This is a genomic window from Planktotalea arctica (genome assembly GCF_002105285.1).
Classification (GTDB): Bacteria; Pseudomonadota; Alphaproteobacteria; order Rhodobacterales; family Rhodobacteraceae; genus Planktotalea; species Planktotalea arctica.
The window spans coordinates 1-26,203 of record NZ_MUHR01000016.1 but is presented as its reverse complement, the minus strand read 5'-3'; the positions used below and the strand labels follow the sequence as shown (position 1 = coordinate 26,203).

Sequence of the window (26,203 nt, the reverse complement as noted above, 5' to 3'; positions counted from 1 at the left end):
GAATTAGTGAAACCCGCACCGTTGTCTTTGGTTCGACAAAGCGCATGTTTGGCCGCGCGACAGCTTCACAAATCGCTTCGGCATCAGCAGCATCGGACTTTCCGCGTTTTACGAAAGGTTTGACATAGGATGGTGGGATCAAACGAACATTATGCCCAATCGCTGTAAGCTCACGGCACCAATGCTGACTGGTTGCGCACGCTTCCATTCCAACAAGGCAAGGTCCTAAACGACTGAAGAACGCCAACAACTGCGATCTTCTCAAGGCGCGGTTGAACGCTATCTCACCAGTCTTCGTGACGCCATGAACCTGAAAAATATTCTTCGCTAGGTCCAAACCGATTGTTGTAACTTGCATGGGGTGGCTCCTTTTCTAAGCAGATATGAACACCTGCAGTATGGCGCATTCCGACGCCGGATGGAGCAGGAGCCATCCACCCCATCCACTATCGTTAGTGGACACTCTCACCCACTCCATCACGCAGGCAGGGCAGTCACACCGGACGGATACCACGCTCGTGGTTACGATGAGCAACAAACAATCTCTTAGCAAATAACGCTATTTGGACCGGTAGCCGCCCAACGGCTCTCATGCTGCCCTTCGCCATTTAAAACCATCCGTACCGCACGTTCGCGGACTTCTGGCGTATACTTGTTTGTTGTCTTGTTCATGATGCTCCATCCTACTCATGAGTTGGAGCCTCCGGCAAACAGGGGGCGGTTCAATTCCCTTCAGGTCGCCTTGGCTGCTAACGTGCTTCCACAAGGCTTGTTCATAGCGAAAGTTTGTGCGGGTCACAGCAGGGAGGGGTCACACTGCAGTCAACCTGCCTAAACAATCAGGGTTCTTGTCTTATCAACGCTAGCAAAAGCGTTCTTTCCTTTGCTGCTTGTTCAGCGTTTGCCTGTTTCACATGTCCGAAGCCTTTGATCATTGCAGGCAATTTTGCGAACATGATTGCGTCGTCCAAATTGTCAGCGGTGATCTTTTGAATGATTGTGATGATATCTCGCTCGTAATCTTCGATCAAACGTCGCTCAAATTGCCTTTCTGCTGTGTAGCCGAAAACATCAAACATCGTGCCGCGCAAAATCTTGAACTTTGCCAAGACACGAAAGGCGGGTCGCATCCATGGGCCAAATTCTGTTTTGATCGGATGGCCAGCTTTGTCTTTGCGCGCAAAGAGCGGCGGCGCGAGATGGAACTTTATCTTGCCAACGGTCTCAAACTCTTGAGCGAGGGCGTCATCCAGAAAGTTACTGTGGAGCCTTGCGACCTCATACTCGTCTTTGTAGCTCAGAAGCTTGAACCAGCCTTCGGTCACGGCCTCTGAAAACCCGTTTAGCTGCTTTGCGTTTTCAGCTTGTGCGGCTTGGCCGACGAGGGTCAGAAAACGCTTTGCCAATTTGGGGCCTTGGTAGTCCGTGAGGAATTTAGCAAGGCTTTCAAGCCTGCTTTCTTCTGAGGAAGCTGTGAGCAGGCTTGGCTCTGGCAGGGCGGGCGCTGCGATCATCCAGCGGCCGATTTCAAAGGCACGCAGATTGCCATCTACGCCTGCTTCGTTTAGTTTAATTGCCTTATGGAGAGCTTCGCGGCTCAGAGGGATCAAGCCCGCTTGCCACGCGGCACCGAGTAGCAGAACATTGCTGTAGATGCTGTTGCCGAGATACTGTTTGGAGGCTGCGACACCATCAATACTTTGCACCGCGTCTGCGCCTACACGGTTTTCTACAGCTTGCAGCAATCCTTCTTGCGGAATGCGAAACTCTGGCTCAAGTGTGAACTGACCTGTCATTGCCTTATGTGTGCTAGCGAGAACGCGCGTCTTGCCAATCTGCATCAGTTCAAGTGATTTTTGCGCTGCGGTGACAACCATATCACCGCTGATGACTGCGTTGGCCTCGCCTGCGGCCAGCCGGGTTGCTTTGATGTCATCGGGTGTAGGCGCAATGCGACAATGAATTGAGACCGCACCGCCTTTTTGGGCCAGTCCTGCCATTTGCAACTCTGCCGCGCCCTTGCCTTCTAGATGCGCCGCCATCGTCAAGAGAGCGCCAACGGTCACGACACCAGTTCCGCCTATGCCAGTGATCAGGATGCTCCAGACGCCACCGAGCGCAGGCAGAACAGGATCGGGCAGATCAGGAAGCGACAGCTCGGAGGCAAGCTGCACCTTTGGTTTTGTGCCTGAGAGGGTCACGAAGCTTGGGCAGAAGCCATTGAGACAAGAGAAGTCTTTATTGCAGCTTGATTGGTCGATCTTGCGCTTGCGCCCCAAGGGCGTTTCAAGCGGCAGGATGGCGACACAATTGGAAGCCTTGCCACAATCTCCACAGCCTTCGCAGACGGCTGGGTTGATGAACACGCGCTTGTCCGGATCGGGGAATTGACCACGCTTGCGGCGGCGGCGCTTTTCGGCAGCGCAGGTTTGAATGTAGACGATCGCCGTGACACCTTCGAGGGCCTGCAACTCGCGTTGAACGCGGTCTAAGTCTTTGCGCAGAACGACGGGAACATCATTGGGAAGGGCGGGGACATCTTCTTTTTCATCGATGACGGCAACGACTTTGCGAACCCCGAAAGCGGTTAGCTCGGCGGCAATCTGGAAAGGGGACATTGCGCCCTCATGCGTTTGTCCGCCTGTCATGGCGACGGCATCGTTGTAGAGGATTTTGTATGTGATGTTTGCGCCAGAATAGACAGCTGCCTTGACGGCCAGACTGCCAGAGTGGTTGTAGGTTCCGTCTCCCATATTCTGGAAAACATGGCTGCGTTTAGAAAACTGGGATTCGCCGATCCAGTTTGCCCCTTCGCCGCCCATATGGGTGTGGCCGCTGGTCTCGCGGTCCATCCACTGCGCCATGTAATGACAGCCGATCCCCGCGTAGGCGCGCGCGCCGTCAGGCAATTTGGTTGACCTGCTGTGGGGGCAGCCAGCGCAGAACCATGGTTTGCGCTCTATCAAACCTGAGGGTGTGTCGTACATCGCGAGTGCTTGCAAACGCTCAATTTTTGGATGCGTCATGGACATGTCAAGCCCGCTCAGGCCCAAGGCGCGCGCCAACCCCAGTGCGATCTTTGCTGGGTTCAAATCCATTTTCGAGGGAAAAAGAACTTCGCCGTTCGAGTCACTGGCGCCGATGATAACGGTTTTGCGCGTGGCGGCCTCGCGCACTTGCGGCTCAAGAATGGGGCGCTTTTCCTCGACCACGATGATGGTATCAAGGCCTTTTGCCCAGTCTTGAAAGCTCTGCTGGTCTAGCGGCCAGACAAGCCCGACTTTGTAAGTTGTGACGCCCATCTGCTCGAGACTAGCCGTGTTGAGACCCATCATTTCCAGTGCATGGGCTGTATCAAGCCAGCTCTTGCCAGAAGAGACGATGCCGACCCGCGCTGAGGCCGCGCCATGCACGCGATGATCCAGTGTGTTGGCGCGTGCATAGGCCTGTGCTGCGGGAATCTTGTGGTCGTGAAGGCGGGCTTCTTGCTCTTGAGGCGTGTCGTCGAGGCGGATGTTAAGCCCGCCGAATGGCAAGACGACATCAGACGGGATTTGCAGCTTCACACGCGCTGGATCGGCGTTGACAACGGCTGTCGCTTCAATGGTGTCTTTGACTGATTTCAGCCCGACCCAACAGCCAGAAAAACGGCTCATGGCCCAACCATGAATACTGAAGTCCAACAGCTCCTGAACCCCTGCTGGCGACAAGATTGGGATCATCGCGTCGATCAGTGCAAGCTCGGATTGGTGGCAGGTGGTGGAGCTTTCACAGGTGTGATCGTCACCTGCGGCGACCAGAACGCCGCCCAAGGCTGACGAGCCTGCAAGGTTGGCATGGCGCAAAACATCTCCAGAGCGGTCGACGCCGGGGCCTTTGCCATACCAAAAGCCAAAGACCCCGTCATAGAGCCCTTCGCCGCGCAGTTCGGCTTGCTGTGTTCCCCAAATTGCGGTGGCTGCGATATCTTCGTTCAGCCCTGCCTGGAACTTGATGTTAGCAGGCTCAAGAAGCTTGGCTGCGCTTTGAAACGCCGCATCCACGGTGCCCAAGGGCGACCCTCGGTAGCCAGAGACATAAGCTGCGGTGTTCAGGCCTTCTGCCTTATCCCGTGCGCGCTGCATCAACGTCGCTCGCACGAGGGCCTGTGTGCCTGATAGAAGAACGGATGATTTCGTCAGATCATATCGGTCTGATAGCTCAACGTCGCGCAACATTGCATGTGCTCCCATGCCCACTGAATTTTGAGTGTTTGATCAGGTGACAGTCGCCGGTATTGCCACACTTTGGATGCCGGCCCAAGGCTCGGGCGCTGGGGGGATTGTTGTGTTGATGCCGCGGACAAGCTCGCCTTTGGGGTCATACATCGGCAATGTGCACAGCTCTGCGCGGCGCAGCTTGCCATCATTGCAGTGAACATCAATGATATTGCCTGGCCCCAAGTCTGCCCCTGTCAGATGGACAATTCCGACGCCACACACTTGAAAAGGCGACCAAGTGCTTGAGGTGACGCGGCCAACGATCTTGCCGGCTTGCTCCAGCGTTTGACCACGCAGAGCTATGCCTCCCTCCACGCGTATGCCCCAGCTGCGGCAGGTTTTGTCGGCGACCATGAGGGCATTGCGACCGACAAAATCGCCGCTGTCAAAGTCGATAAACTTGCCTAAGCCAACTGAGAATGGCGTTGTGTCTGGCGTGAAGTCCTGACCCGCCGACAGCAAGCCTGCCTCAATCCGACGACAGCGAAAGCCCGGTGTTGCTGTCAGGATCATGCCTTTCTTGGCACCTTCTTCAAGGATCAGATCTCCGAGCATTTCGATGTTATTCTCGGGGCGGAAATAGATTTCCCAGCCCAGCTCGTTGGTGAAGCCTGTGCGGCTGATAATCACCTTTTCGCCTGCCATTGAGACTTCGGTCCAATCAAAGTAACGCCACGGGCTTGGCATGTCGCCGTCGAGCAGATGCTCCAAAAGCTCCATGGAGCGCGGCCCCTGAATTTGACTTACCCAAACGTCAGGATCGCTGATCGTGACATCAAGCCCGATTGCGTGTGCTTTATACCATGAGAAGAGATCGCCATCAGCCTGAGCGAACCAGAAGACATCGTCTGCGACGCGCAGCAAGAGCCCATCGGTGATCATCCCGCCGTCATCGTAACAGGCGAACTGATAGGAACAGCGACCTGTTTTGACTTTGGAAACATCGCGCGGAAATATTCGCTGCAAGAGCGCCAGCGCATCTGGCCCGGCAATCTGGTAGGGATGCTCGCCAGTATGGCGAAAAATGATCTCCTGGCGTGCTTTCCAATACATCTCATCGGGCGTGGCGTTTGACATTTTCTCTGGTGTCAGGCGGCCTGCATAGAGCGAATACTCCGGATCATAGGGCAACTCCTGATAGGTCAGGGGATGAATGGCCATTGTGCGCGCCAGTTCTACGGGGCGATCTCCTTCGACGGGAATGGGTTTTACAGAGAAGCGAAGTTTCTTGAGAGAGGCGTGCATCGCGCGTGTCCTTGTTTGCTCAGATATGTGGGTGGGCGACGTGGTTTCTTAGTGTGCCGACAGTCGAAACTTCGACTTCGACCACATCGTCGGGTTTTAGAAATGCGGGTGGGGTGCGGCTTCCGCCTGTGCCATCGGGCGAGCCAGTGGCGATGACGTCACCTGGATTCAACTGGGTGATGTGCGACAGGTAGGAAATCAGCTTCGGCAGGTCGTGAATCATTTCGGCTCCTGTCGTTTCTTGCATGACAGTTCCGTTGACGCGGGTGACAAGTCGCATTTCTTCTATCGGGGTGGTCTCGTCGGCTGTTGCCATCCAAGGCCCCCATGCACCAGAGGCATGAAAGTTTTTCCCTGCATGGATCGAGTGTTTCTGCCAGCTCCGCACGGAACCTTCGTTCATGCAGGCATATCCTGCCACATGCTTCAGGGCGGCCTCTGGTGTGACATGACGGCAGCGCGTGCCGATGACGGCGGCTATCTCACCTTCAAAATCGAAGCTGAGGCCAGCCTCCCCGACTGGCATTTCCAGCGGCTGCCCGTGAGCGACAAAGCTGTCGTCGTGCCGTCCGAAAATGACAATGTTGCTCGCCTCAAATGTGACTCCAGCAACCGGGTATGGCTTTTTGTAATTCAAACCAGCGCATAGGATTTTGGACGGATGCGGGACAGGAGACAGAAGCTTCACCGAGGCCAAGGGCACGGATGTTGCGGTGCAAAAGCTGGGTAGGTCTGCCAGCTTTCCTGCATCAAGAAGCGCGCGCAGCGTTGGGAAATCGTCCAGTTTACTGCCGCTAACGGGGCGTAGGGTATCACCCTCGACCAACCCATAAAGCGAGCGGCCTTTATATATGAAACTTGCGATTTTCATGTGACTTCTCCAAGGAAGGCTTCTTCCAGCCGCCGCACGTCTGCTGATAACTTCTCGTTCATCGGGGTCGGGATATTGTGCTTTCTGCCGAGCGGAGGGATCGCGCCGTTGATGAAACCAATTTCTGATGCACGCCGTGCCATGTGATCGAGCCGCATTGACGGGCTGGCTTTTGCGACCACTTCTGCGAACTTGGTGACGTATTCGACCGGATCGTTGAAAGAGAAGCGGATGTTCTCGGCCAGCCCGCAGGCGTAGGCCTCTCGTGTGCATGTAAGCGCATTGGCCCAGTGCTCGGCATTTGCGAGAAGCTCTCCAACAGTGCAGTCATAGACCGTGCAGGGCGCCGATAGTGTCACATTGCACAGCAGCTTTTCCCAGATCAGTTGGTGGATATCGTCAAAAGCCTTGGCGTTGAAACCTGCTTGTTGCCACGTGTCTTCCATTGCATTGAGGCGCGGTGTCATGCCGCCTTCAACCTCGCCCAGACGGATCAGCTTCATTGCTGTGTGTTGCACAAACCCTGGCTCAACCATCGAGGCTCCGAAGCCATCTGCCACGCCAAGAAGCGTGCACTCAGACGGCAGGTGTTCGGCGATGCGCGCGCCTGCGCCGAGACCATTCTGGATCGTCAGGACCATTGTGTTGGCACGAATGAGCGGGCCAATTGCCTTTGCAGCCACACCCACTGCGGAGGCCTTTGTGGCGATAACCACAAGCTCGGCGTCTTCGGCAAGATCGGGTGAAAGAGAGGCTTGGATGCCCTTGATATGATGCTCGCCATCGGGCCCGCGCATGCGCAGACCGTTGGCATTGATCGCGGCGACATGCGCGCCCCAAGGATCAACGGCAACAACACTGTGGCCAGCCATTGCAAAGCGGGCAGCGTAGAGAGACCCCATTGCGCCTGCGCCGAATACTGCAATCTTCACGGTCTTTTTGCCTCTCGATGTCAAAGCTTGCGCTGAGTGTTTTTAGCCTGCTTGTCTGTTTGAGAGTCATGCTTTTCATCTGCATTGACAAACGAGATTTGCTAACCCTATAGATTGTGAAATCTTTATCCATAAGGCTGCGCCTTTGACCATTCCAACGAGACGATTGCCCCTCACAGCCCTGCGCACCTTTGAAGCGGCGGCACGGCATCTGAGCTTTAAGAAAGCGGCTGAAGAGTTGTTTGTAAGCGCGACGACTGTGAGCAACCAGATCAGGCAGCTGGAGAAAGATTGGGGCTGTAAACTCTTTCACCGCCAGACTCGTGCTGTTGACCTCACGGATGCGGGCCGCTCGCTGGCTAAGGTGTTGTCACGTGCGTTTGACGATATTCGAACGGAAGTGGATCTGCATTCCAGTGCGAGCCGCAAAACAGTGACGATCGCAGTGGGTCCGATTTTTGGCTCACGCTGGCTAGGGCCCCGTTTGTCAAAGTTTGCCCGAGAGCACCCCAAGATCGAGCTTGTCGTGCATCATGGTGGGCGCATCACAAGTGCTGCGCAAATGACGACTGATATCGCTGTTGACTGGGGTTTGGGCGATTGGAAACAGCTCGAAGCCACAAAGCTTATGGATGTTTGCTATTCACCCATTGTGAGCCCGCAGCTTCTCGAGCAGGGTGAAGTGCTTTCTCAGCCCTCTGATCTGGTGAATTGGCCTATCATCCATCAACACGACCGCAGCGAATGGCGCAACTGGCTTGCGCAGGCTGGCTGCTCAAATCTTCAACCCGAAAGCGAAGTTGTTATTGTGGATTCAAACATGGTTCAGCGCGCGGTGAAAGACGGGCAGGGTGTGGCGCTTGGAGTGTTTCCCTTGATGGAAGGCGATGTTGAGAAGGGTCAGCTAGCAAAGCCATTTGCGATTGATCTGGCCCCAAGCCGCGCATTCTATTTGTTGACGCGCAATGAGGCACGCGAGCGTAAAGAGCTGCGCATTGTTTGTGAGTGGATTGAAGCGCAGGCGAGCGAGTTAATGCAAAGCTGACAGGGGCAAGTCAGCGCTCAAAAGCGTAGGGCGCAAGTTTGAGAGATCTGGCTGTGCCTTTGATATTTTGCACGAATTGCACCGCTGCGGTGTCGCGCGTTGAGAATGATCCAAGCACATGTCCCGACTGCGCTACAAGGCAGGCACCATCGTCTATGGCATAACCTGAAAGAGCCGGTTCACACGTAATCAGCTGCTCAAACACGGGACGGCGTTGAGGCTCTTCACTGTAATGGGGGCAAACGCCTGAGGCCACAAACCCAAGCCCTGCTAGGGGGGCGTAGCCTTTGCCGCCTGCATCTGAGAGCGCCCATTCAAACCAACAGACGCCACCCGCACTTACACCGGCGATCACAAGGCCTTTGGCGTTGGCGCGCCTGAAAAGCTGAACCATGCGCCTGCTCTTAAGTTGTTCAATCAGATGAACGGTGTTGCCGCCGCCAAAGTAGACAAGTTGCATGCCTGCGAGCCAGAGTTTTGCCTCGATCTCAGATGCGTCGTGAGGCAAATGCGTGAGCGTTGCCGCATGCCCGCCAAAGCGTTCGTAAAAGCGCTCTATCTTCTCTTCTGGCTTATGGCTGGCCAGCCCTACAAAACCGATTTTGGGTTGCGCTGACACAAAATCGAGGCAGAAGTCATCCAAGGCAGGATCAACCCCATGCGTGAAGCCACCGCCACCAATCGCAATGATTTTTCCAGCAGTCTTCACTGGCTGTGCCTCCGGTTTCTTCATGTTTCTATACTGATCCCAGCTTACCTCTTCTTTTACAACACAGCTTTCCGTCGAGAATAGATGGTGAATTATTTATCTATAAAACCCTTTTTTTCCGTTTGACGGAAGGCGCTGGGGCGCTCGACACTTGATGTTAGCCGTGAGCGCCGGAATAGTCCGAAAAAGCGGTGTCTATGGGAGGAATAAAATGAAGAAGATAATTGGCGCCGCATCCGGTCTTGCGATGATAGCATCTTGGGCCTTTGCAGAACCACAGGGCACATTCAGACAAGCACATGAAGTTGGCTCTGGTTCTGGATCTAGCCTTGATCCGATCTCGAAAGGGCGGGTTTTTCAAGTCACTGAAAAGATCATGAGCCGCCTTGTGCGTCCTGACATGGAGGGGCGGCCATCGCCTGATCTGGCGGTCAAATGGTCGGCCAATGCTGACGCAACCGAATGGACCATGGAGTTGCGCAGCGGCGTGACGTTCCATGACGGAACCACATTTGACGCTGAGGATGTTGTTTATTCGCTTGAACGCGTGCTTGACCCTGAAATGGATAGCCCCGCGCGCTCTGCTATTTCGATGATCACAAATGTTGAGGCCATTGATGAGAGCACAGTGAAGCTGACTCTTGGCAGCTCTTTTGCTGATTTGCCGCTCCTGCTGATGGATTATCGCTTGCGCATGATCCCTGAAGGCTCGGGTGATATGATCGCGACAACTGGGATCGGAACAGGCCCGTTCAAGCTTGAGAGATTTGATGCTGAAGGCACAACTAAGCTTGTTGCCAACATGGATTATTACGAGGGCGCTCCAGCTGTTGCGGAGATGGAGATCATCGGTATCACGGATGGGCAAGCGCGTTTACAAGCCTTGCTCGGTGGCCAGATCGATATGGAGCGAGGGATTACGTCGCAACAGCGCGTAATGCTTGAAGGGTCCGACAAATTCAATGTTCAGACGATCCCGACAGGTAACTGGCGTGGTCTGATTTTCCGCACCGATGTTGCGCCATTCTCGGATGTGCGTGTGCGTCAGGCGATGCGGATGGTTGCTGACCGTCAGGCTATGGTTGATCTGGTGATGGGTGGCGGCGCGGTTGTCGCCTGCGACACACCTGTTGGCCCGCGCGACCAATATCGCGCAGAGCTTGACTGCCCTCAGGATATCGAAGGGGCCAAGGCTCTGCTTGCCGAGGCGGGCTTTGCTGACGGTCTGGATGTTGATCTCTACGTCGCTACTCTTGAGCCGACATGGCCTGTTCTGGCCGAAGTCTATCAGAAGCAAGCGGCCGCGGCAGGCATTCGTGTCAACATCAAACAGGTTCCTTCTGATGGGTATTGGAGCGAAGTCTGGATGCAGAAGGACGCGGTCACGACCCGTTGGAACGAGCGGCCAGCCGATCAGGCTTTGAACGAGATTTATCTCAGCACCGCCAAGTGGAACGAAAGCTACTACAAAGACAAAGCTTTTGATGCGCTGCTCTCGCAGGCCCGTTCAGAACTCGACTTTGACAAGCGGCGCGATCTCTATGCACAGGCGCAGGCGCATCTGCTTCAGACGGCAGGCACGCTCATTCCTTACCATGTGACACGCCTGGTTGGAACGACGGCACGCGTCAGCAACCTTGACGAAGTCGAAAACAACTCTGTGCGCTGGCATCTCGTATCGGTTGATTAAGCTACAAGCGGGGGCCGCACCTCTGACCCCCGTTATCCCATTGTGAATGGATTTCCCTTATGCTCGCTATGCTTTTCCGTCGACTGGGCCTCGGAGCGATCACGGTTTGGCTCGTTTCAGTCATCATCTTTCTGGGTGTCGAAATGCTTCCAGGTGATGCTTGCACCGCTTTTCTTGAGCGTGAAGCAAAGGGCAAGCTGCTCGAAAATTGCCGTGAGGATCTTGGGCTAAACAGGCCCGCGCTTATGCGATATACCGAATGGGCTAAAGGCGCTGTGCAAGGGGATCTTGGTGTCTCTGCAAAGGGCCAGAAGCCGATCTCGGAGCTTGTCGGCTATCGTTTGCGCAACACGCTTTTGTTGGCTTCGGGGGCGATACTGGCGGGCATCCCGCTTGCTCTCTTTCTTGGTGTCGTTTCGGCGCTCTGGCGAGACAGGCCTGTTGATATCGTCGTGTCGACCCTTGCGATTTTTGCGATGACAATTCCCGAGTTTGTCTCTGCAACCTTACTTATCCTCGTGTTTTCGGTCTGGCTTGGCTGGGTTCCGGGGATTGTCCTTACCCCGGCCAATGCGCCTTTGGTGGAATTCTTCCCTGAGGTGCTCTTGCCAATCACGGTTCTTACTCTGGTGATGACAGCGCATATTCTGCGCACAGTGCGCTCTTCGGTGATTGAGGCACTGGCCTCTGATTATGCGCAAATGGCGCGCCTCAAGGGCGTGCCTTATTGGCAAATGGTCTTTCGGCATGTCCTTCCCAACGCGCTTTTGCCTGCGATCAATGTGATCGCGCTGACGATCGCTTGGCTGCTTGGCGGGGTCGTGGTTATTGAGACGGTGTTCAACTACCCCGGCCTAGGTCGCATGATGATCGACAGTATTTCTGACAGAGATTTGCCTGTGACTCAGGCCATCGCGCTCATTATCGCCACGGTTTACGTCGGAGTGAATCTTGCGGCGGATATTCTGACGCTGCTCGCCAACCCGCGTTTGCGCACCATGCATATTCGCAAAGGATGATGCTGTGACCCCATCGACCACCTTTCAACGGCCCAGCCATATTGCTCGCTTAGGCACGGTTTTTGTCGATATCATTGTGCGCCCGTCTGGGGCCATCGGGCTCACGCTGGTGATCGCGCATTTGGTTCTCGCTCTCATTGCGCCCTTTGTCGTGCCTTATGATTTCACCGAAATGAACGCCACATTGGTCATGGCCCCGCCGTCGAGCTTGCATTGGCTCGGGACAGACCATTTGGGCCGTGACACACTCACCCGCACTCTGATGGGCGGGCGGGAAGCGATCTTGGTAACGGGTATCGCCACGCCGCTGGCGGTGATGTGGGGCGGGCTTGTCGGGATATTTTTCGGGCTTGCGGGCGGCAAGCTTGATGAAGTTCTGATGCGAATTGTGGATGCCTTTCTTTCGCTGCCTTGGATTCTCAAGATGCTGGTGCTGATTGTGACTTTCGGCACAGGCATCGAGGTTCTGATCCCGACGCTTGCGTTCTTTTATGGTATCCCCGTGATCCGCATTGCGCGCGCAGCGACCCATGATGTTGTCGCACGCGACTTTGTTCAGGCGGCTCGTGCTCGGGGGCACAGTAAGATGACGATCATCCGCCAAGAGCTTTTGCCGAATGTGCGCGATGCCCTCTTGGTGGAGGGAGCGATGCGCTGGTCATGGATGCTTTTGGCTTTTTCCTCGCTGTCGTTTCTGGGTTTTGGCGTCTCACCTCCCACACCGGACTGGGGCCTGATGATCGCTGATGCGCGCGGCTTTATGTCTTTCTCGCCGCTCGGTGTTCTAGCTCCCATGGTCGGATTGTCCTCTCTCATCATCGGGATAAACCTGACCGCAGACGCCCTTGCCAAAGCGCTCGGAATCGATCGCGCACAAAAGGCTCCAGTATGACACATTCAACTATGCCAACTGGTTCTGTCATTTCAGTAGACAATCTCAGCATCGGGTTTCGCGGTAAGGCTGGCCATATGCTGCCAGTCCTACGCAATATCTCGCTTGATGTTCACCAGGGAGAGAGCATCGGGCTCGTCGGTGAGAGTGGATCTGGCAAGAGCACCCTGGCGCTCGCGATGATGGGCTATCTGAAGACGGGTTTGCGTGTTCTGAATGGTGATGTGAGTTTTGAGGGGCAAAAGATGTTCTCCCAAAGGCGCGCGGCGCTTGAGAGTATTCGCGGTGGGCGCTTGGCGCTGATCCCGCAAAACTCGGGCCAGTCGCTTACACCCACGCTCCGGATCGGAGCGCAAATCCAAGAGGCGTTGAAACTGCATTCTGCGCAGCCGAGCGAGACGTTTGGCGCGCGCGTCATCGAGCTTCTCTCGCAAGTGCGCCTGCCTGATCCTGCCTCAATTGTGGAACGCTTCCCTCATGAGCTGTCAGGAGGGCAACAGCAGCGTGTTGCCATAGCGATGGCTCTTGCTGGCGAGCCTGAGGCATTGCTGCTGGATGAGCCGACAACGGGCCTAGATGTCACAACGCAGGCGCATATTCTTGAGCTTCTCCGCGATTTGGCACGTGATATGGGGATGGCCATGGTTTACGTTAGCCATGATCTTGGCGCGATTGCGCGAGTCTGTGACCGTGTTGCTGTGATGTATGCGGGGGAGGTTGCGCTGGAAGGCAGCGTGCGGCAAGTGCTGCGCGACCCTAGTCACCCTTATGCGCGCGGCCTGCTCGCCTCTATTCCGAAGCTCTCAGACATCTGTCTGCCACGTGCTCTGGATGGTCGCCCGCCTGCGCCCGGCGGGGCAGGACAAGGCTGCGCTTTTGTTAGCAGATGCGCTATTGCCTCGGATGTTTGCAGCACGTCGCGTCCCGATCTGGCCCTGCAACCCAGTGGCGCGCGCAGTCGGTGTCACCATGTCGATAAGGTCCACGAAATACCACTGTCTGGAGACCGTGAAGTGGGCAAGCGAGCCTTGTCGGATGAGACCTCTCTAAGTCTCAAAGATCTTGCCATTTCTTATGCGCGCCCTAGCCTATGGGGCAAATCGGTGGGTCGTGAAGACACAAGCGTTCCAACAGTTGAAGGCATAAATGTCGCCTTGCGGCGGGGCGAAACGCTTGGCCTTGTGGGGGAGAGCGGCTCTGGCAAATCAACCATATTGAAGACCATCGCTGGGCTATTGCCGCCTCTTAGTGGCGAAGTCACGGCGCATGGCGGCGCGCCTTTGCCATCTAAAGTCGAAAAGCGCGCTTCTACCGAGCTCCGCCAGATTCAGATGATTTTTCAAAATCCGGACGAAAGCCTCAACCCGCGACAAACCATCGGCCAGATACTTGCGCAGCCTTTGATACTTTACTTCGGCCTTTCAGGCCAGGCTTTGACAGAAAAAACCATCCTGTTGTTGGATCAGGTACGTCTCGGCGGCCACTACATCGACCGCTTGCCCAGCCAGCTTTCTGGTGGCGAAAAGCAGCGTGTTGCTGTGGCAAGAGCCTTTGCAGCGGAGCCTGACTTGGTTTTGTGCGACGAGATAACCTCAGCGCTTGATGTATCAGTTCAGGCGGCAATGCTTGAGCTTCTTGATGATCTGCGGCGTCAAAAAAACACCAGCTATGTTTTTGTCAGCCATGACCTTGCGGTCGTTCGTGCTTTGTCTGACCGTGTCGCGGTTCTGTATCAAGGCAGGCTTTGCGAAATCGGGCCAACGCATGCGGTTTATGGAGCAAAGTCTCACCCTTATACTGAAGTCTTACTTGGAGCCGTTCTGGAGCCAGACCCTGATTTTACCCCAGAGCTGTCGGCCAGTGATGTTGTCGAACTTGCACCGCCAGCAATGGGATGCCCGTTTCAGCGGCGTTGCCCCAAGAGGATTGGCAGCATATGTGACACTGTAGCGCCCCCACTTCGAGAGCCTGATTATGGTCACAAAATTTGGTGCCACATTGAAGAAATATAGCGCTGCGATATGTGAGGTCTCCGCCCTGCCCAGCCATGCTCTGACACCGCCAAGTGGGACATTTCTACTTTGCACAAAGACGGACATTTCAACTTGGTTGCAACAGAAGAAGGGAGGTTGACGGATGTCTTGACCTAAGGTATGACTTATTCATACCTATGGGGGTCGTTTAATGACCGTAAAAACCACGCTTAGCTTCACTGATCGCCACCACGATTTTCTCAAGTCGAAGGTTGAGCAAGGGGTTTTTGCTACGCCAAGCGCGGCTGTGGCTACGGCAATCGAACAGCTTATTGAAGACGAGGTACATAGGAAAAATGCTCTTGAGGCCATCTCATCAGTGATTGCCAAGAGAATGGAAACGCCGAAGTCTGAATTTATTTCAGGCGAAGAACTTTTCAGTAACGCTTTGCAGCGGTTGGGTTCGGACCAGACAGAGTGACGTACAAGATAAGGTTTCACCCTAAGGTTGCTGATGATCTCCAAATCATTGCCGAAATCGTTGCCGACTACTCAGGCTTTTCGATCGCAAAGAATAAATTAGACGAAATCCAAAGTGTTGTGTTTAGCCTCGCTGAAACCCCAAAGAAGGGTTCTATCAGAAGCGAGTTAGGTGTCGCAGTGAGGGCAATTTCAGCTGGGCGGAAAGGTGTTGTGGTCTTCGAGGTTGACGACAGTACAACAACAGTTTTCGTTCTCGCGATCACTTATGGCGGTGCGGACTGGATTTCGAAATTTGAAGATCGCCAAGGAAATTAAGTGAAACAGAAATACGCTATTTCGGTTAGGCAGGGACTTAAGCGAAATCAAATTTCGCCGGTAAGCTTATGTTTTAGCAATATATTTTTCGCATCGCTGAACTGCCTATAATCAATCTTATATTAAATACTATGTCTCAAGGTGCTTCGAAACACACTTCACTCGACGACCCATCAACGCCCATTATCGTTTCCATGTAGCAAATTCGAAACTGACGATACTCATCAAGGCATGCCTTGTGGATCGGTTAAGAACCTTGGATTGCTCGCTCGCCAAGTATCCTTTCGTGCCTGTCAAATTAGGCATAGCTGTCGCGATTAGCGCCGAAGGTCTCAGGCAATCACCTCGAACCGGTCGACATCAATCATGCCGTGGTCGGTAATCTTTAGATGTGGGATGACAGGCAGCGCCAGAAAGGCCAATTGCAAAAACGGCTCTTCCAACGTTACACCCAAACGCTTTGCCGCCGCGCGCAGGGACATGAGGTCGGCTTGGACGTCTTCAAAGGGTTGCAAGCTCATTAGCCCGGCAATGGGCAGCGCCAATTCAGCGCGGATTTTGCCGCCTTGCGCGACCACAAACCCGCCTTCAATTTCCTTGAGCCGGTTGGCTGCCAATGCCATGTCGTCGTAATCCGCACCCACCACCGCAATGTTATGGTGGTCATGGCAAACCGTTGATGCAATCGCACCTCGCTCAAGCCCGAAACCTTGGACGAACCCTGTCGCGATGTTGCCGTTTTTGCCATGCCTCTCGATAATCGCGATCTTGACTAGATCGCGAGCGATATCAGGAAGCTTGTCGCCATCTTGAGGCGTAATTTCTTCTGTTAGATATTCTGTAATTATCTTGCCAAGCAAAATGCCGATCACGGGTGTTTGCGCCCGATTGCTGGTTGTGCGAAAGACATCACGCGTGATTACGGGTGCTTTGACTGAATTGCGGGCTATCGGTGCAACCGTGCCGCGTGCCGCAAAACTCTCGTTGTTCGCGATACGCCCAGCACACAGCACCATTGAAATCTGACATGTCGCTAAGTCGTCCAGCACCACGATATCGGCCCGCTTGCCAGGCGCGATCAGTCCGCGATCTTTCAGACCAAACGCTTCTGCTGCCGACAGGCTGGCGGCGCGGTAGACTGCAAGCGGTACCGCGCCGTGCGAAAGAGCGTTACGGATTATATAATCAAGATGCCCGTGTTCTGCGATATCGAGCGGATTGCGATCATCTGTACAAAAGCAGATGTAAGGTGAATTTCGTTCGGTGATCAGGGGCAAAAGCGCTTCGAGATCTTTGGATACCGACCCTTCGCGGATCAATATCCGCATTCCCTTCTGCAACTTTTCCCTGGCTTCTTCCGCCGTCGTCGCCTCGTGTTCAGTCCGTATCCCGGCGGCGATATAGGCATTCAGATCAAGGCCACGTACCAGCGGCGCATGCCCGTCGATATGGCGACCGCGAAAGGCGTTCAGCTTGGCCATTGCGCCGGGGTCTTTGTGGATCACGCCAGGGTAGTTCATAAATTCTGCCAGTCCGATGACCGCGGGATGGTCTATGTAGGGCGTTAGATCATCCGCTTCCAGTCGCGCGCCCGCCGTTTCCATCGACGTGGCTGGCACGCAAGATGACAATTGCACTTTGATGTCCATCAGTGTGTGTTCGCTTGACTGAAGGAAGTATTCGATGCCCGCGACACCTGCGACATTGGCAATTTCATGTGGGTCGCAGATCGCGGTTGTCACACCTTTCGGGCTGACACAACGGTCAAACTCCAGCGGTGTCACACAGGAGCTTTCGATATGCAGATGAGTGTCGATGAAACCGGGCACCAAGACCTTACCTGAAACGTCGATCACCTCTCGTCCTTCATAAGTTTCACATGTGCCAACAATCATGCCATCACAAATCGCTACGTCGCCGATCAACATTTCACCTGTGATCAGGTCAAGCACCTGCCCCCCCCGCAACACAATATCGGCAGGGACGCGACCATGAGCCTGATCAATCATATCTTCGAGAGCGGTCAGTTGGTTCATTGCATCATTCCACGTTTTGCATGCCAAGACGCACTAGGGTGCGTCGTTCCACGATCAGCACAAGATAGTAGATTGCCACTGACAGCAAAACTGAAACCGCCGCGACCGTCCAGATCATGCCATAATCAAGATACCCGCGGGATCGGTTTAGCAGATTGCCAAGCCCGGTACCTGTCGCGAGCCATTCCGCAATCATCACCCCAAGCAGCGCACGTGGTACGGTCAGGCGCGTGGCCGCAAACAGATAAGGCAGTGCCGCGGGAATGGAGACCATGCGCATTTCGGTCCATGCGGACGCACCGTACGCACGCGGCAAATCCAGCACCGACTGCGGCACCCTCTGAATCCCTTGAACCAACAATACGAACGCCGGAAAGAACGTCACGGAAATGGTGATCCAAAGCGTGACAGAATATCCGCGCCCGAGGATCAGAACCAACAACGGCGTCAGTGCAACCAGCGGCATCGTTTGTGTCACCAGTGCCACTGGCATGAAGCCCTTGATGAAGCCGGGAAACATTCTTGATGAAATTGCCAACAGAAAGGCGAATGCCAACCCTGCAATCATGCCAAGGGCGGCAATCGGTAGGGTCTGGCCCAAAGCCGCCAGCAGTTTGCCACGGGCAATTGCGGATGTATCGTTGAGAAACAGATACTCAAAAACGCCGTGGGGTGTTTTGGCGATCAGATCGGGCACGCCGGTTAGTTTGATGAATGCCCACCACAGCACAAATGGCAATGTGATGGTGCCACACAGGATCAGAGCCTGAATTGACCGCCCGTAAGCATTTTCACCGTGTGACGATGGGATCGCCGTGTTCAATGTGACCGACCGCGTGCTGCCAGATATTCGCGAAGAGATCACCGCAAAAATCGCATAACTCAACCCGGCAATCAGGGTCGCGACAAGGCCGATACCCCACAGCCGCGCCGGATCACCACGACCCAGTGATCCAAGCAGATATGTGCCCAGACCCCAGCGACCGCCGCCACCAAACTCAGCCAAAATCGCCCCCAGAACCGCGTTTGGCGCGGCGATGCGCAAACCGCTTAGGATATCGGGGATCGCACCGCGTATACGGACCAGTTTTAGAATAAGCCAATTGCCACCGCCATAGGCGCGCACCAGATCGGCAGACCGAGTGTCGTATTGCGACAGACCGATCACGGTCGCGCTCATGGTCACAAAATAGACGCCTAAGGCCGCCAGCGTCACGCGTGGTGCCATCCCCGAAAGGGTCAGAACCAAAATGGGTGCAATCGCGATCGGTGGTAGGGCAAAAATTGCGATGTTCACACCGCGCATCAAGCGCAAGAGCGTCGGCGACAAGACAAAGGCGATGCCTGCCGCGATGGCCAGCACATTGCCAATCAAAAAGCCAAGACCGGACGCGTAAACCGTGGCCCAGATATGGCCGGGATAATCGCCGCGATCAATCCAGAGGCGTGTTAGGATTTCACTGAGGCCAGGCAAGGCACCGCCAGCGATCCAATCCATGCGGCCGACAATTTCCCAAACGATGATCAGGATCACAAGATTACGAACGGATTTCAGACGCAGAGAAGTCAGGCTATTCCCCATGAAGCACCTTTGCGATCCGGTCTGTGAGGGCGTGAAATTCAGGGTTGGAGAAAAGATCGGGGTGACGCGGGCGGGCAAAGGGCACGTCGATGATATCAACAACGCGGCCAGGATCGGCGTGCATGACGACAACCTGATCAGCCAGAAAAATCGCCTCATCGATCCCATGCGTGACCAGCAACGCGGTGGATTTCGTCTCAGACCAGATGCGTTGCAATTCGACGTTCATCTGGCGTCGCCGAATCTGATCGAGCGCGCCAAAAGGCTCATCCATGAACAGTACTTCGGGCGAAGTGATCAGCGACCGGGCAATAGACACGCGTTGCCGCATGCCTCCCGACAATTCACCGGGCAGAGCGTTTTCATACCCCTTCAACCCGACAAGGTCGATCAGCTGTGCGATTTCTGCGCTGAATTTCGATACATCACGACCTAGGACTTCGAGCGGCAGCGCCACATTCTTAGCAACCGAGCGCCAAGGCAAAAGCGCCGCGTCCTGAAAAGCAACACCAGTAACACCGCCGGCAGTCGCCTGCCCGGGCGTTTGACCTGAAATCAAAACTTCACCACTATCGAATCCTTCCAGTCCAAGAGCCACGCGCATGGCTGTCGATTTGCCACAACCTGACGGTCCGATGAGCGCGGTGAAGGAACCAGGAGCGCACTCCAAATTCATATCTTTCAAAGCCTCGACGGTTTTGCCCCGCCCCCGATAGGTTTTGCCAACGGAGCGTAGCGAGATGCCGGCCGGTTGGCGCGGCATCAGATTTCCTCGAGCAAAGTCGTATCGAACATCTCGCGGGATCCGCTGATACCAACCGCAGCCAATGCCTCGATGTTCTTCTCGATGGCTTCCTCCGACATCGAAAAGACACCTGTATCTGCCGTGATCAGGTCCTTTTGCGCTTCATTAAAGAAGACCTCATTCTCGATCGAACGACCTGTACCTTTGAACCAAGTGTCGGCCCATTGCGGCGGATAGACGGTTGGATCGGCGAGGTTCTCTTCCCACCCCTTGCGACTGGCCCGCAGCCATCCGACCAATTCGGCCCGTTTCGTAGCAAGGGTTTCCTCGGTTACAACGATCGTATCGTTGAACGTCGTGACACCATAGTCGTAGATCAGAAACGAATTGGCTTCTTCGCCCAATGTGCTGATAGTGAACGGCACGTTGGTCGTGAAATCCAGTGATGCGTCGATCTCACCACGTACCAGTGGCGTCGGATCGTAAGAATAGGGCACGATGTTCACTTCGTTCAAGTCGATCCCGTTCAACTTCAGCAACGCCTCAATGGTGACGGTATTGACGGGCGGGACAGCGACTGTCTTGCCGATCAGATCAGCCGGTGAATTGATCCCGCTCTTTTTCAGCGACACAATGCCAAGCGGGTTCTTTTGATATTGGGTGCCGATGATTTTGAATTTCGCTCCTTGTTCGGAAATCGCCCGGATCGTCGTGTCGGGTAACGTCAACGCCAGATCGGCGCGACCGGCAATGATTGTGCTTTCGGGGATCACGTCTGGCCCGCCTGAAAGATAGGTCAAGTCGAGCTCTTCGTCTGTGTAATACCCGTTGTCGAGCGCCAGAAAATAGCCTGCAAATTCAGCGTCGTTGATCCAGGCGGCTTGCATAGTGAAGGGGGTCGTGGCATGCGCGCGACCGGCGATTGCCAAGGCGGCAGTGCTGGCAGCGGCGGTTCCCATAAAGTGGCGGCGATTCATCGTATATTTCATGTCGTTCTCCCTGTTATGCTAATAGGCCTTAGGTGACGGGTGCTAATCCCTGAATTGCGCGTAACTCCTGCAAAGGTGGTGTTTGCCTGATCTGCTCTGGCTCCAAAAGATCCCAGATCACACCATGCGGGCGTTTGGCACGGCGTTCGACTGTGTGCAGCTTGCCGGGTGTCGCGATGTGATCGACCAGAATGTCGGTGTCGCTGGGGTGCAGCTTTTCATGGACGACCTGACAATCGTGAACGGTAGCCACCACGGGTGTGTCCTCTCCGACGAGGCCCAGATCGGTGAACATACCCCATTCGAGGTCAAAGAATCCGTGGCCTTTGCCGAACCGTACACCGTCGTCCGAAACCGCCGATGCGCCCGTCACGAGAAAGTCGATCTTTCCGCGTTTCGAAATCTCTTCCAACGAAATGGGGCGTCCAAAATGCTCCATCCCGTCAAGCCATGCAGCGTAAAGTTCGGAACCTTTCGGAACCATCCCCGGCTCGATCAGCAAAAACCCACGATAAATCCCATATGTGGACATAAAGAACGGCTTTTCCTGCTCAATCAAGCGGCGCCGCAGATCGACCAGACAATTATCCGGCGTGATAAACAGAAATTCCGCATCTTTGCATTCGGGCATTCCAACAATGTGATCAGTGGCGATTTCCGATCCTTCGAAATCGGGAATGACCTCGGCGAAGTTCATGTCAAACCGTGTGTCTGGCTTTGCCACGTCCTTCAGTTTTGTCCAAATCTGCTGCCGAATGATATTTGATTTTGACACGCTGGCTCCTAACTGTTTCAGTGTGGTGTTTCAGAGTTTCAAAATCTGAGTTCCACTGTTCCACAATCTTGCAACTGTTGTTTCAATCTGTCAAAGAAATTCGTAAGCACCTGATCGGGAAAGATTATATGTCTACCAGACTATCCCTAAGAATACAGGAACGGATCACGCGGCTGACCAAAAGTGAACAAAAAATGGCTACGGTGATTCTCCAAACACCCACCCTGATTGAAACACATACGGCGACAGAACTGGCTGGTCTTGCAAATGTTTCGAAAGCCACCGCTGCACGTTTTTTTCAAGCTTTGGGGTACACTGATTTCGAAGAAGTCAAAATTCAGGCTCGAGAGGAGCGCAATCGCACTCAACCCTATAGCTACTCGGTGGCCGCGTCAGGAAAAACAGTCCTGGGCCGTACAATTGGCGAACATCTTGACTTGGAACTCGACAACCTGACCCGCACATTCGAGGAAATGGGCTCCGATACGCTTCAACGGGCGTCACTCTTGATTGCAGACGCGCCCCGCGTCTGGTTTCTGGGGCATGGCCCGGACAGTTGGCTAGCCCGATATGGACGGATGCTGTTTTCAAGGTTGCGCCATGATGTCCACATGCTTGGTCTGAATGACAGTTCAACCGCCGAAGACCTGGCCATGACGGGCCCGCGGGATGTCCTGGTCCACATGGCACAAGGGCCGCAATCCAAAGGGCTCAAGTCAATCCTTTCCTATGCAAAAACCACTAGATTGAGTGTAATCACCTTGACGGATCACAGTAACCTTGCGCAAGCAAAGCGGTTTTCCGAGATCGTGTTCAGATGCCATATCTCCAGCTATGGATTAATCCCCACCCACACTACGATGGTCAGCACACTTCGACTGCTTGCTGTTTCCTATACCGGGCATGTTGGCGAAACGGCTATCCAGCGGATGGGTCTGATCGACGACATTAACGAAGAACTGGACATGATCGGCTGAGATCGAGCAGGTTATCTGGTGGAAATTCCGATCCGGAGATGAGCGTTCGGTGAAACACAGGCCAGTTTGATTTGCTGCATCTTTCCCGGCGACCGGGCCAAAGATTTCATGGTTGAGACGTCACGCTAAAACCAAACAGGTGAGCGCGATCTGGGGCTGATCTAGGAACGTTTCGGTGTTGCATATCTTCGATGCTTGGGAGTCGAACTAGTCGGGGTACGTGCGGTAGGGGGCAGTATGACACCCTCTCATGAGCGTTTTCAGGTCTCCTGACACTATTAAACTACCCCGCTGACACGGGTTCGTCAAAGATATAGCCTGTGCAGGCGCTGGAGACGGTGGCCGAACCGATGATTGTCATGCTCTCATCCGCGGATTGGTTACCGCCTGACCAAATTCGATACGGGTTACCTCTCTCTAAGAACGGATATGTTTCCCAACGTAGTCCGAGGATTTCCCTATCAATGGCCACCGTCTCCAGCGTACTGCACAGGCAGTATGAGCCGCGGCATTACGCGGGCAACGGCGTCTTGCGTGCGATGTCCCAGATGAAGCCCGCGAGTTCGCGCGCGATGGCTGCGAGCACGCGCGGCTGAGGTTTGCCAGTGTTCGACAGATGGCGGAACCGCTTGCAAAGCCGCGTCTGCGCCTTCCAGCCGATGTCCTTGATCTCCTGCGGCAGATGCGCTGAACGCTTCAGGAACGGCTGCCCCTCCTTGGGTGGGTGGCGATAGGACCATCCCGCTTCGACAAGCATCGTGCGGGCTAAGGCGTTCCCAGTCTTTGTCAGGCGCCCGCGCCGCGTCGTGTTGCCCCTGGAATGCTCGCTTGGGACCAGCCCGAGCCAGGCCATAAGCTGGCGTGGATTTTCAAAGCGGGTGATGTCGCCAATCTCTGCAACCACGGTCGCTGCGATGATCGTGTTCACGCCGCGCAATGCGCGAAGGCCTGGACTTGTCGCGCTTTCGTTCCGGTCCTTTGAGAGCTGGACTTGTCGCGCTTTCGTTCCGGTCCTCGTGCTCGCATATTATGCGGCTTTTCGTTCGAAAGTCACGGGGCTTTTGTATCCCAGTGCTGAGTGGCGGCGTCGCGGGTTGTAGAAGCCGTTGATGTACTGGAACAAAGCCAGTTCGCACTGCCGCCGTGTGTGCCAAGGTTGCCGCCAGACCAGCTCTGCTTTCAGGGTCTTGAAGAACGTCTCGACCATCGCGTCATAGCAGTTACCCTTCCCACTCATTGAAGCTTTGAAGCCATGCCGCTTGAGCAGTTTCTGATAGTCATGCGAACAATACTGGGCGCCCCTGTCCGTATGGTGAATGCAGCCTTCAGGCGGCTGGCGCAGGTTGACCGCCATCTCCAGTGCCCGAATGGCCAGATCCTTCTTTAATCGATTGCTGACAGCCCAGCCAACGACACGCCGCGAGTAAAGGTCGATGACCATAGAACGGGATTGTTGTTCAGCCGATTTGACAGGCACAAACCGCATTGTCGGCCGGACAGCTGCTTCGGCAATAGCCTCTGCATCATTGGCGTCATTCTTCTGATGCTTGACGAATGGCTTCACGTAGATGGGCGGGATCAGACGGACATCGTGGCCCAGCTTTAAAATCTCGCGGCCCCAATAATGTGACGAGGCACATGCCTCCATTGCGACAACACAGGACGGCTGTTCACTTAAGAACTTCAAGAACTGCCCCCTAGACAGTTTCTTACGGAATACAGGTTCACCTGCCGCAGTCGCGCCGTGTGCCTGGAAAACTGACTTTGCCAAGTCGACGCCTATCATTGTAACTTCAGTCATGGATGCCTCCTCCAATTTGGTGTTTTCAACATCACCACTATGGCACACTTTGATGCCGGTTCAGGGGTGAGGCATCCACACCATCAGTGGCCAAACTGGCGACGGTGGGCGACATCGTCTGGCCTGAATAGGATGCTGACATCACGATCAAACTTGGACTTCTGACGTTTGCGGGCACGGCGAGGAGTGCGGTTCTTTCGATGCAAGGGCAGGTACCACCAAAGCTCCTGTGCCATGCCTTCTTTTGAGTAGATGTGTCGATAGATCGTTTCCTGACAAACACGTTGTTTGACCCCGTCATAGATCATTCGATTGCCGATCTGTTCGGGCGTCCAGCCATCCTTGAGATGACCCACAATGCGCTGGCACAACTCAGGAAACCGGATCAGCTTGCGCTGCGTTGAGCGCCGTCGTTGCGTGCGCTGATGCGCAGCCATTCCAAAGTAACCAGCGTACTTCTTGGGGAACGCCTCATCGGCCCAGAAATTGCGCTTTATCTCGCGGAAGATCGTGGACTTGTGACGCTTCAAAGCCCGCGCCATCTCGGCGACGGGCACCTTTGCATGCCACCAGTCTTCAATTCTGCGACGTTCTTGCATGCTCAGTTGCGTATAAATCGCTCCCATGCGATGTTCTCCTCATTAGATAACTCATTGTTTTCTAATAGGAGTCGCACTTCAAGGTAGCGCGCACCCTGCGACACTTTTGTAAACGCCATTCAGAAATGTCACCGATTGCGCAAAGCAGCAATGTCACCACGGGCGCTGTGGGTAGCAAGGCTTAGCAGCCCGTAGACCTCATATGTCGTAGGGTTGGTAAGCCTTGCGGATTGATCGTTTGATGCGCTTTGGGTAGCGTCTTTGAATGGATCCGACCCTCAAACTTCATACTGATACTGATATTGATGTCATGGCGCTTTCTCCGATGTTGCGTGGGATGGTTCTGACGTTGCGCTATGCGGATGAGCATGACGGTATTGGTCTGACCAAATCTGATGCGATGAACCGCAAGTTCGTGCATTGGGCTGCCGCGGCATTCAATTGGCCTGGGCACACCCCTGAAGAACTGTTCATCGTGAACAAGGTGCTGAATGAGCATGACCTGTTTCCGCTTTGGCCTGTTCGCAACCTGCTGCATCATCTCAAGCTGATCAGGCGGTACAAGGGGACTATGCGTGCCACTGCTTTGGGACGATCTTTGGCCGCTGACCCTGCGACGTTCTATGATTTGGTTGCCCCGCTTTACCTCTATCGCTTTGTTCATGACGAATACATGCGGATCGGCGAGGATCATGGCGTTCTGGGTAATTGGCACATTTTTTTGAACCTGATCAACATCGAGGCGCGACAGGGCTGCAAGTCAGCGCGCCTGATTGAGGTTCTCTATGGGATTACTGATAATGAAAACTACGATCCCCATTATAGCAGCGTGAGTTCAACCTTTCGTATCAACGTGTTGCGACCTTTGTGCTGGCTTGGATTGTTGTCCGAAGAGACCGACGGTAAACGCATGTTCAAGGACAGCACGTACCACAAAACAGCACTCTGGATGGCGTCTTTGAAACTGGAATCTGACAACCAGTCTAAACTTCGTTTGGTGAAATAGCGGCCTCTCGTTCTGCGCGCTTGCGTTTGTAATAGGCCTCCATCTTGGACGGTCCCCCAGGTGGACGCCTGCCGGTCTTCACGTAACCATTCTTGGCGCTGACTGGTTTGACCTTCACCTTTGGCGGCGCCTTGTCCTGTTCGGTTTTGATATGTTCCAGAACTGCGCTGAGCCGCTTGTTCTCGGTGATCGCCGCGTGGGTGATCTTGCGCTCGGGGTTGAGGATCGAATGGGGCAGGATGAAGTGGTCCTGCTTTTCA

The 26,203-nt window shown here is 54.6% G+C and carries 22 protein-coding genes and 2 pseudogenes; 9 read left to right on the top strand and 15 right to left on the bottom strand.

Annotated features, from left to right (window positions below; translation table 11 throughout):
• From B9P63_RS15400 to B9P63_RS15380, 5 genes are all read right to left on the bottom strand, one after another.
• Nucleotides 1–358: IS110 family transposase (locus B9P63_RS15400; RefSeq protein WP_139816274.1), on the bottom strand; the 358-nt coding region annotated here is incomplete at its 3' end.
• Nucleotides 359–839: 481 nt separating this feature from the next.
• Entirely contained in the window at nucleotides 840–4,217 is a 3,378-nt protein-coding gene (locus B9P63_RS15395; RefSeq protein ID WP_095533055.1) for an indolepyruvate ferredoxin oxidoreductase family protein, read from the bottom strand.
• A gap of 39 nt (nucleotides 4,218–4,256) precedes the next feature.
• On the bottom strand, nucleotides 4,257–5,504 hold the full coding sequence (locus B9P63_RS15390; protein ID WP_085310412.1) for an aminomethyl transferase family protein: 1,248 nt from the start codon (nucleotides 5,502–5,504) through the stop codon (nucleotides 4,257–4,259).
• A gap of 19 nt (nucleotides 5,505–5,523) precedes the next feature.
• Entirely contained in the window at nucleotides 5,524–6,375 is an 852-nt protein-coding gene (locus tag B9P63_RS15385; protein ID WP_085310410.1) for a fumarylacetoacetate hydrolase family protein, read from the bottom strand.
• The gene (locus tag B9P63_RS15380; RefSeq protein WP_085310408.1) at nucleotides 6,372–7,307 is read right to left on the bottom strand and encodes a ketopantoate reductase family protein; all 936 of its coding nucleotides are present in this window, start codon (nucleotides 7,305–7,307) and stop codon (nucleotides 6,372–6,374) included. The genes B9P63_RS15385 and B9P63_RS15380 overlap by 4 nt, the downstream gene beginning before the upstream one ends.
• A gap of 145 nt (nucleotides 7,308–7,452) precedes the next feature.
• Between B9P63_RS15380 and B9P63_RS15375 the strand changes: the two genes are divergently transcribed.
• The gene (locus B9P63_RS15375) at nucleotides 7,453–8,352 is read left to right on the top strand and encodes a LysR substrate-binding domain-containing protein (protein WP_085310405.1); all 900 of its coding nucleotides are present in this window, start codon (nucleotides 7,453–7,455) and stop codon (nucleotides 8,350–8,352) included.
• Between the two features lie 10 nt (nucleotides 8,353–8,362).
• Here the strand turns inward: B9P63_RS15375 and B9P63_RS15370 are convergent, their stop codons facing one another.
• Nucleotides 8,363–9,085 carry a Type 1 glutamine amidotransferase-like domain-containing protein gene (locus B9P63_RS15370; RefSeq protein WP_085310404.1) on the bottom strand — a complete coding sequence of 241 codons (723 nt, stop codon included), beginning with the start codon at nucleotides 9,083–9,085 and terminating at the stop codon, nucleotides 8,363–8,365.
• A gap of 187 nt (nucleotides 9,086–9,272) precedes the next feature.
• Between B9P63_RS15370 and B9P63_RS15365 the strand changes: the two genes are divergently transcribed.
• The 6 genes from B9P63_RS15365 to B9P63_RS15340 all read left to right on the top strand — a co-directional run bounded on the left by B9P63_RS15365 (nucleotide 9,273) and on the right by B9P63_RS15340 (nucleotide 15,433).
• Nucleotides 9,273–10,751, top strand: a complete 1,479-nt coding sequence (locus tag B9P63_RS15365; RefSeq protein ID WP_085310402.1) for an ABC transporter substrate-binding protein — start codon at nucleotides 9,273–9,275, stop codon at nucleotides 10,749–10,751.
• 59 nt (nucleotides 10,752–10,810) lie between these two features.
• Entirely contained in the window at nucleotides 10,811–11,770 is a 960-nt protein-coding gene (locus tag B9P63_RS15360) for an ABC transporter permease (RefSeq protein ID WP_085310400.1), read from the top strand.
• 4 nt (nucleotides 11,771–11,774) lie between these two features.
• A complete protein-coding gene (locus tag B9P63_RS15355) occupies nucleotides 11,775–12,662 on the top strand; it encodes an ABC transporter permease (protein ID WP_245830711.1) in 888 nt (295 codons plus the stop codon).
• Nucleotides 12,659–14,674, top strand: coding sequence for a dipeptide ABC transporter ATP-binding protein (locus tag B9P63_RS15350; protein ID WP_245830710.1), 2,016 nt, complete (start codon nucleotides 12,659–12,661; stop codon nucleotides 14,672–14,674). Before B9P63_RS15355 ends, B9P63_RS15350 begins: the two co-directional genes overlap by 4 nt.
• Before the next feature lie 172 nt (nucleotides 14,675–14,846).
• Complete coding sequence (locus tag B9P63_RS15345) at nucleotides 14,847–15,116, top strand: hypothetical protein (RefSeq protein ID WP_085310396.1); 270 nt, start codon at nucleotides 14,847–14,849, stop codon at nucleotides 15,114–15,116.
• The gene (locus B9P63_RS15340; RefSeq protein WP_085310394.1) at nucleotides 15,113–15,433 is read left to right on the top strand and encodes a type II toxin-antitoxin system RelE/ParE family toxin; all 321 of its coding nucleotides are present in this window, start codon (nucleotides 15,113–15,115) and stop codon (nucleotides 15,431–15,433) included. Before B9P63_RS15345 ends, B9P63_RS15340 begins: the two co-directional genes overlap by 4 nt.
• Nucleotides 15,434–15,765: 332 nt before the next feature.
• Here the strand turns inward: B9P63_RS15340 and ade are convergent, their stop codons facing one another.
• From ade to B9P63_RS15315, 5 genes are read right to left on the bottom strand one after another with little or no spacing between them, the layout of a single operon-like run.
• Entirely contained in the window at nucleotides 15,766–17,469 is a 1,704-nt protein-coding gene (ade, locus tag B9P63_RS15335) for an adenine deaminase (protein WP_085310392.1), read from the bottom strand.
• A 4-nt stretch (nucleotides 17,470–17,473) separates the two neighbouring features.
• Nucleotides 17,474–19,051 (bottom strand): ABC transporter permease, encoded by a 1,578-nt coding sequence (locus tag B9P63_RS15330; protein ID WP_085310390.1) that lies wholly within the window; start codon nucleotides 19,049–19,051, stop codon nucleotides 17,474–17,476.
• The gene (locus B9P63_RS15325) at nucleotides 19,041–19,814 is read right to left on the bottom strand and encodes an ABC transporter ATP-binding protein (RefSeq protein ID WP_085310388.1); all 774 of its coding nucleotides are present in this window, start codon (nucleotides 19,812–19,814) and stop codon (nucleotides 19,041–19,043) included. The genes B9P63_RS15330 and B9P63_RS15325 overlap by 11 nt, the downstream gene beginning before the upstream one ends.
• Entirely contained in the window at nucleotides 19,814–20,785 is a 972-nt protein-coding gene (locus B9P63_RS15320) for an ABC transporter substrate-binding protein (protein WP_085310387.1), read from the bottom strand. Before B9P63_RS15320 ends, B9P63_RS15325 begins: the two co-directional genes overlap by 1 nt.
• A 28-nt stretch (nucleotides 20,786–20,813) precedes the next feature.
• The gene (locus B9P63_RS15315; protein ID WP_085310385.1) at nucleotides 20,814–21,560 is read right to left on the bottom strand and encodes a 5-formyltetrahydrofolate cyclo-ligase; all 747 of its coding nucleotides are present in this window, start codon (nucleotides 21,558–21,560) and stop codon (nucleotides 20,814–20,816) included.
• Nucleotides 21,561–21,688: 128 nt separating this feature from the next.
• On the opposite strand from B9P63_RS15315, the gene B9P63_RS15310 reads away from it, so the two are divergent.
• A complete protein-coding gene (locus tag B9P63_RS15310) occupies nucleotides 21,689–22,537 on the top strand; it encodes a MurR/RpiR family transcriptional regulator (RefSeq protein WP_085310417.1) in 849 nt (282 codons plus the stop codon).
• A gap of 511 nt (nucleotides 22,538–23,048) precedes the next feature.
• Here B9P63_RS15310 and B9P63_RS15305 read toward each other — a convergent pair.
• The 3 genes and pseudogenes from B9P63_RS15305 to B9P63_RS15295 all read right to left on the bottom strand — a co-directional run.
• Nucleotides 23,049–23,474: a transposase gene (locus B9P63_RS15305; RefSeq protein ID WP_281252366.1), complete on the bottom strand. Its 426-nt coding sequence runs from the start codon at nucleotides 23,472–23,474 to the stop codon at nucleotides 23,049–23,051.
• Nucleotides 23,475–23,564: 90 nt separating this feature from the next.
• The gene (locus tag B9P63_RS15300; RefSeq protein WP_085310383.1) at nucleotides 23,565–24,338 is read right to left on the bottom strand and encodes an IS3 family transposase; all 774 of its coding nucleotides are present in this window, start codon (nucleotides 24,336–24,338) and stop codon (nucleotides 23,565–23,567) included.
• An 86-nt stretch (nucleotides 24,339–24,424) separates the two neighbouring features.
• Nucleotides 24,425–24,964, bottom strand: a pseudogene (locus B9P63_RS15295) (IS30 family transposase); the annotation flags it as partial.
• Between the two features lie 238 nt (nucleotides 24,965–25,202).
• On the opposite strand from B9P63_RS15295, the gene B9P63_RS15290 reads away from it, so the two are divergent.
• Nucleotides 25,203–25,943: a hypothetical protein gene (locus tag B9P63_RS15290; protein ID WP_085310379.1), complete on the top strand. Its 741-nt coding sequence runs from the start codon at nucleotides 25,203–25,205 to the stop codon at nucleotides 25,941–25,943.
• On the opposite strand, the pseudogene B9P63_RS19275 reads toward B9P63_RS15290, so the two are convergent.
• Nucleotides 25,921–26,203 (bottom strand): annotated as a pseudogene (locus B9P63_RS19275) (hypothetical protein); the annotation flags it as partial. The gene B9P63_RS15290 and the pseudogene B9P63_RS19275 sit on opposite strands and share 23 nt — an antisense overlap.

Bases quoted from the DNA above. Each gene is read 5' to 3' on its own strand.
- B9P63_RS15395 (WP_095533055.1), bottom strand. From the start codon at position 4,217: ATGTTGCGCGACGTTGAGCTATCAGACCGATATGATCTGACGAAATCA.
- B9P63_RS15390 (WP_085310412.1), bottom strand. From the start codon at position 5,504: ATGCACGCCTCTCTCAAGAAACTTCGCTTCTCTGTAAAACCCATTCCC.
- B9P63_RS15385 (WP_085310410.1), bottom strand. From the start codon at position 6,375: ATGAAAATCGCAAGTTTCATATATAAAGGCCGCTCGCTTTATGGGTTG.
- B9P63_RS15370 (WP_085310404.1), bottom strand. From the start codon at position 9,085: ATGAAGAAACCGGAGGCACAGCCAGTGAAGACTGCTGGAAAAATCATT.
- B9P63_RS15365 (WP_085310402.1), top strand. From the start codon at position 9,273: ATGAAGAAGATAATTGGCGCCGCATCCGGTCTTGCGATGATAGCATCT.
- B9P63_RS15360 (WP_085310400.1), top strand. From the start codon at position 10,811: ATGCTCGCTATGCTTTTCCGTCGACTGGGCCTCGGAGCGATCACGGTT.
- B9P63_RS15350 (WP_245830710.1), top strand. From the start codon at position 12,659: ATGACACATTCAACTATGCCAACTGGTTCTGTCATTTCAGTAGACAAT.
- B9P63_RS15345 (WP_085310396.1), top strand. From the start codon at position 14,847: ATGACCGTAAAAACCACGCTTAGCTTCACTGATCGCCACCACGATTTT.
- ade (WP_085310392.1), bottom strand. From the start codon at position 17,469: ATGAACCAACTGACCGCTCTCGAAGATATGATTGATCAGGCTCATGGT.
- B9P63_RS15330 (WP_085310390.1), bottom strand. From the start codon at position 19,051: ATGGGGAATAGCCTGACTTCTCTGCGTCTGAAATCCGTTCGTAATCTT.
- B9P63_RS15325 (WP_085310388.1), bottom strand. From the start codon at position 19,814: ATGCCGCGCCAACCGGCCGGCATCTCGCTACGCTCCGTTGGCAAAACC.
- B9P63_RS15320 (WP_085310387.1), bottom strand. From the start codon at position 20,785: ATGAAATATACGATGAATCGCCGCCACTTTATGGGAACCGCCGCTGCC.
- B9P63_RS15310 (WP_085310417.1), top strand. From the start codon at position 21,689: ATGTCTACCAGACTATCCCTAAGAATACAGGAACGGATCACGCGGCTG.
- B9P63_RS15300 (WP_085310383.1), bottom strand. From the start codon at position 24,338: ATGACTGAAGTTACAATGATAGGCGTCGACTTGGCAAAGTCAGTTTTC.
- B9P63_RS15290 (WP_085310379.1), top strand. From the start codon at position 25,203: ATGGATCCGACCCTCAAACTTCATACTGATACTGATATTGATGTCATG.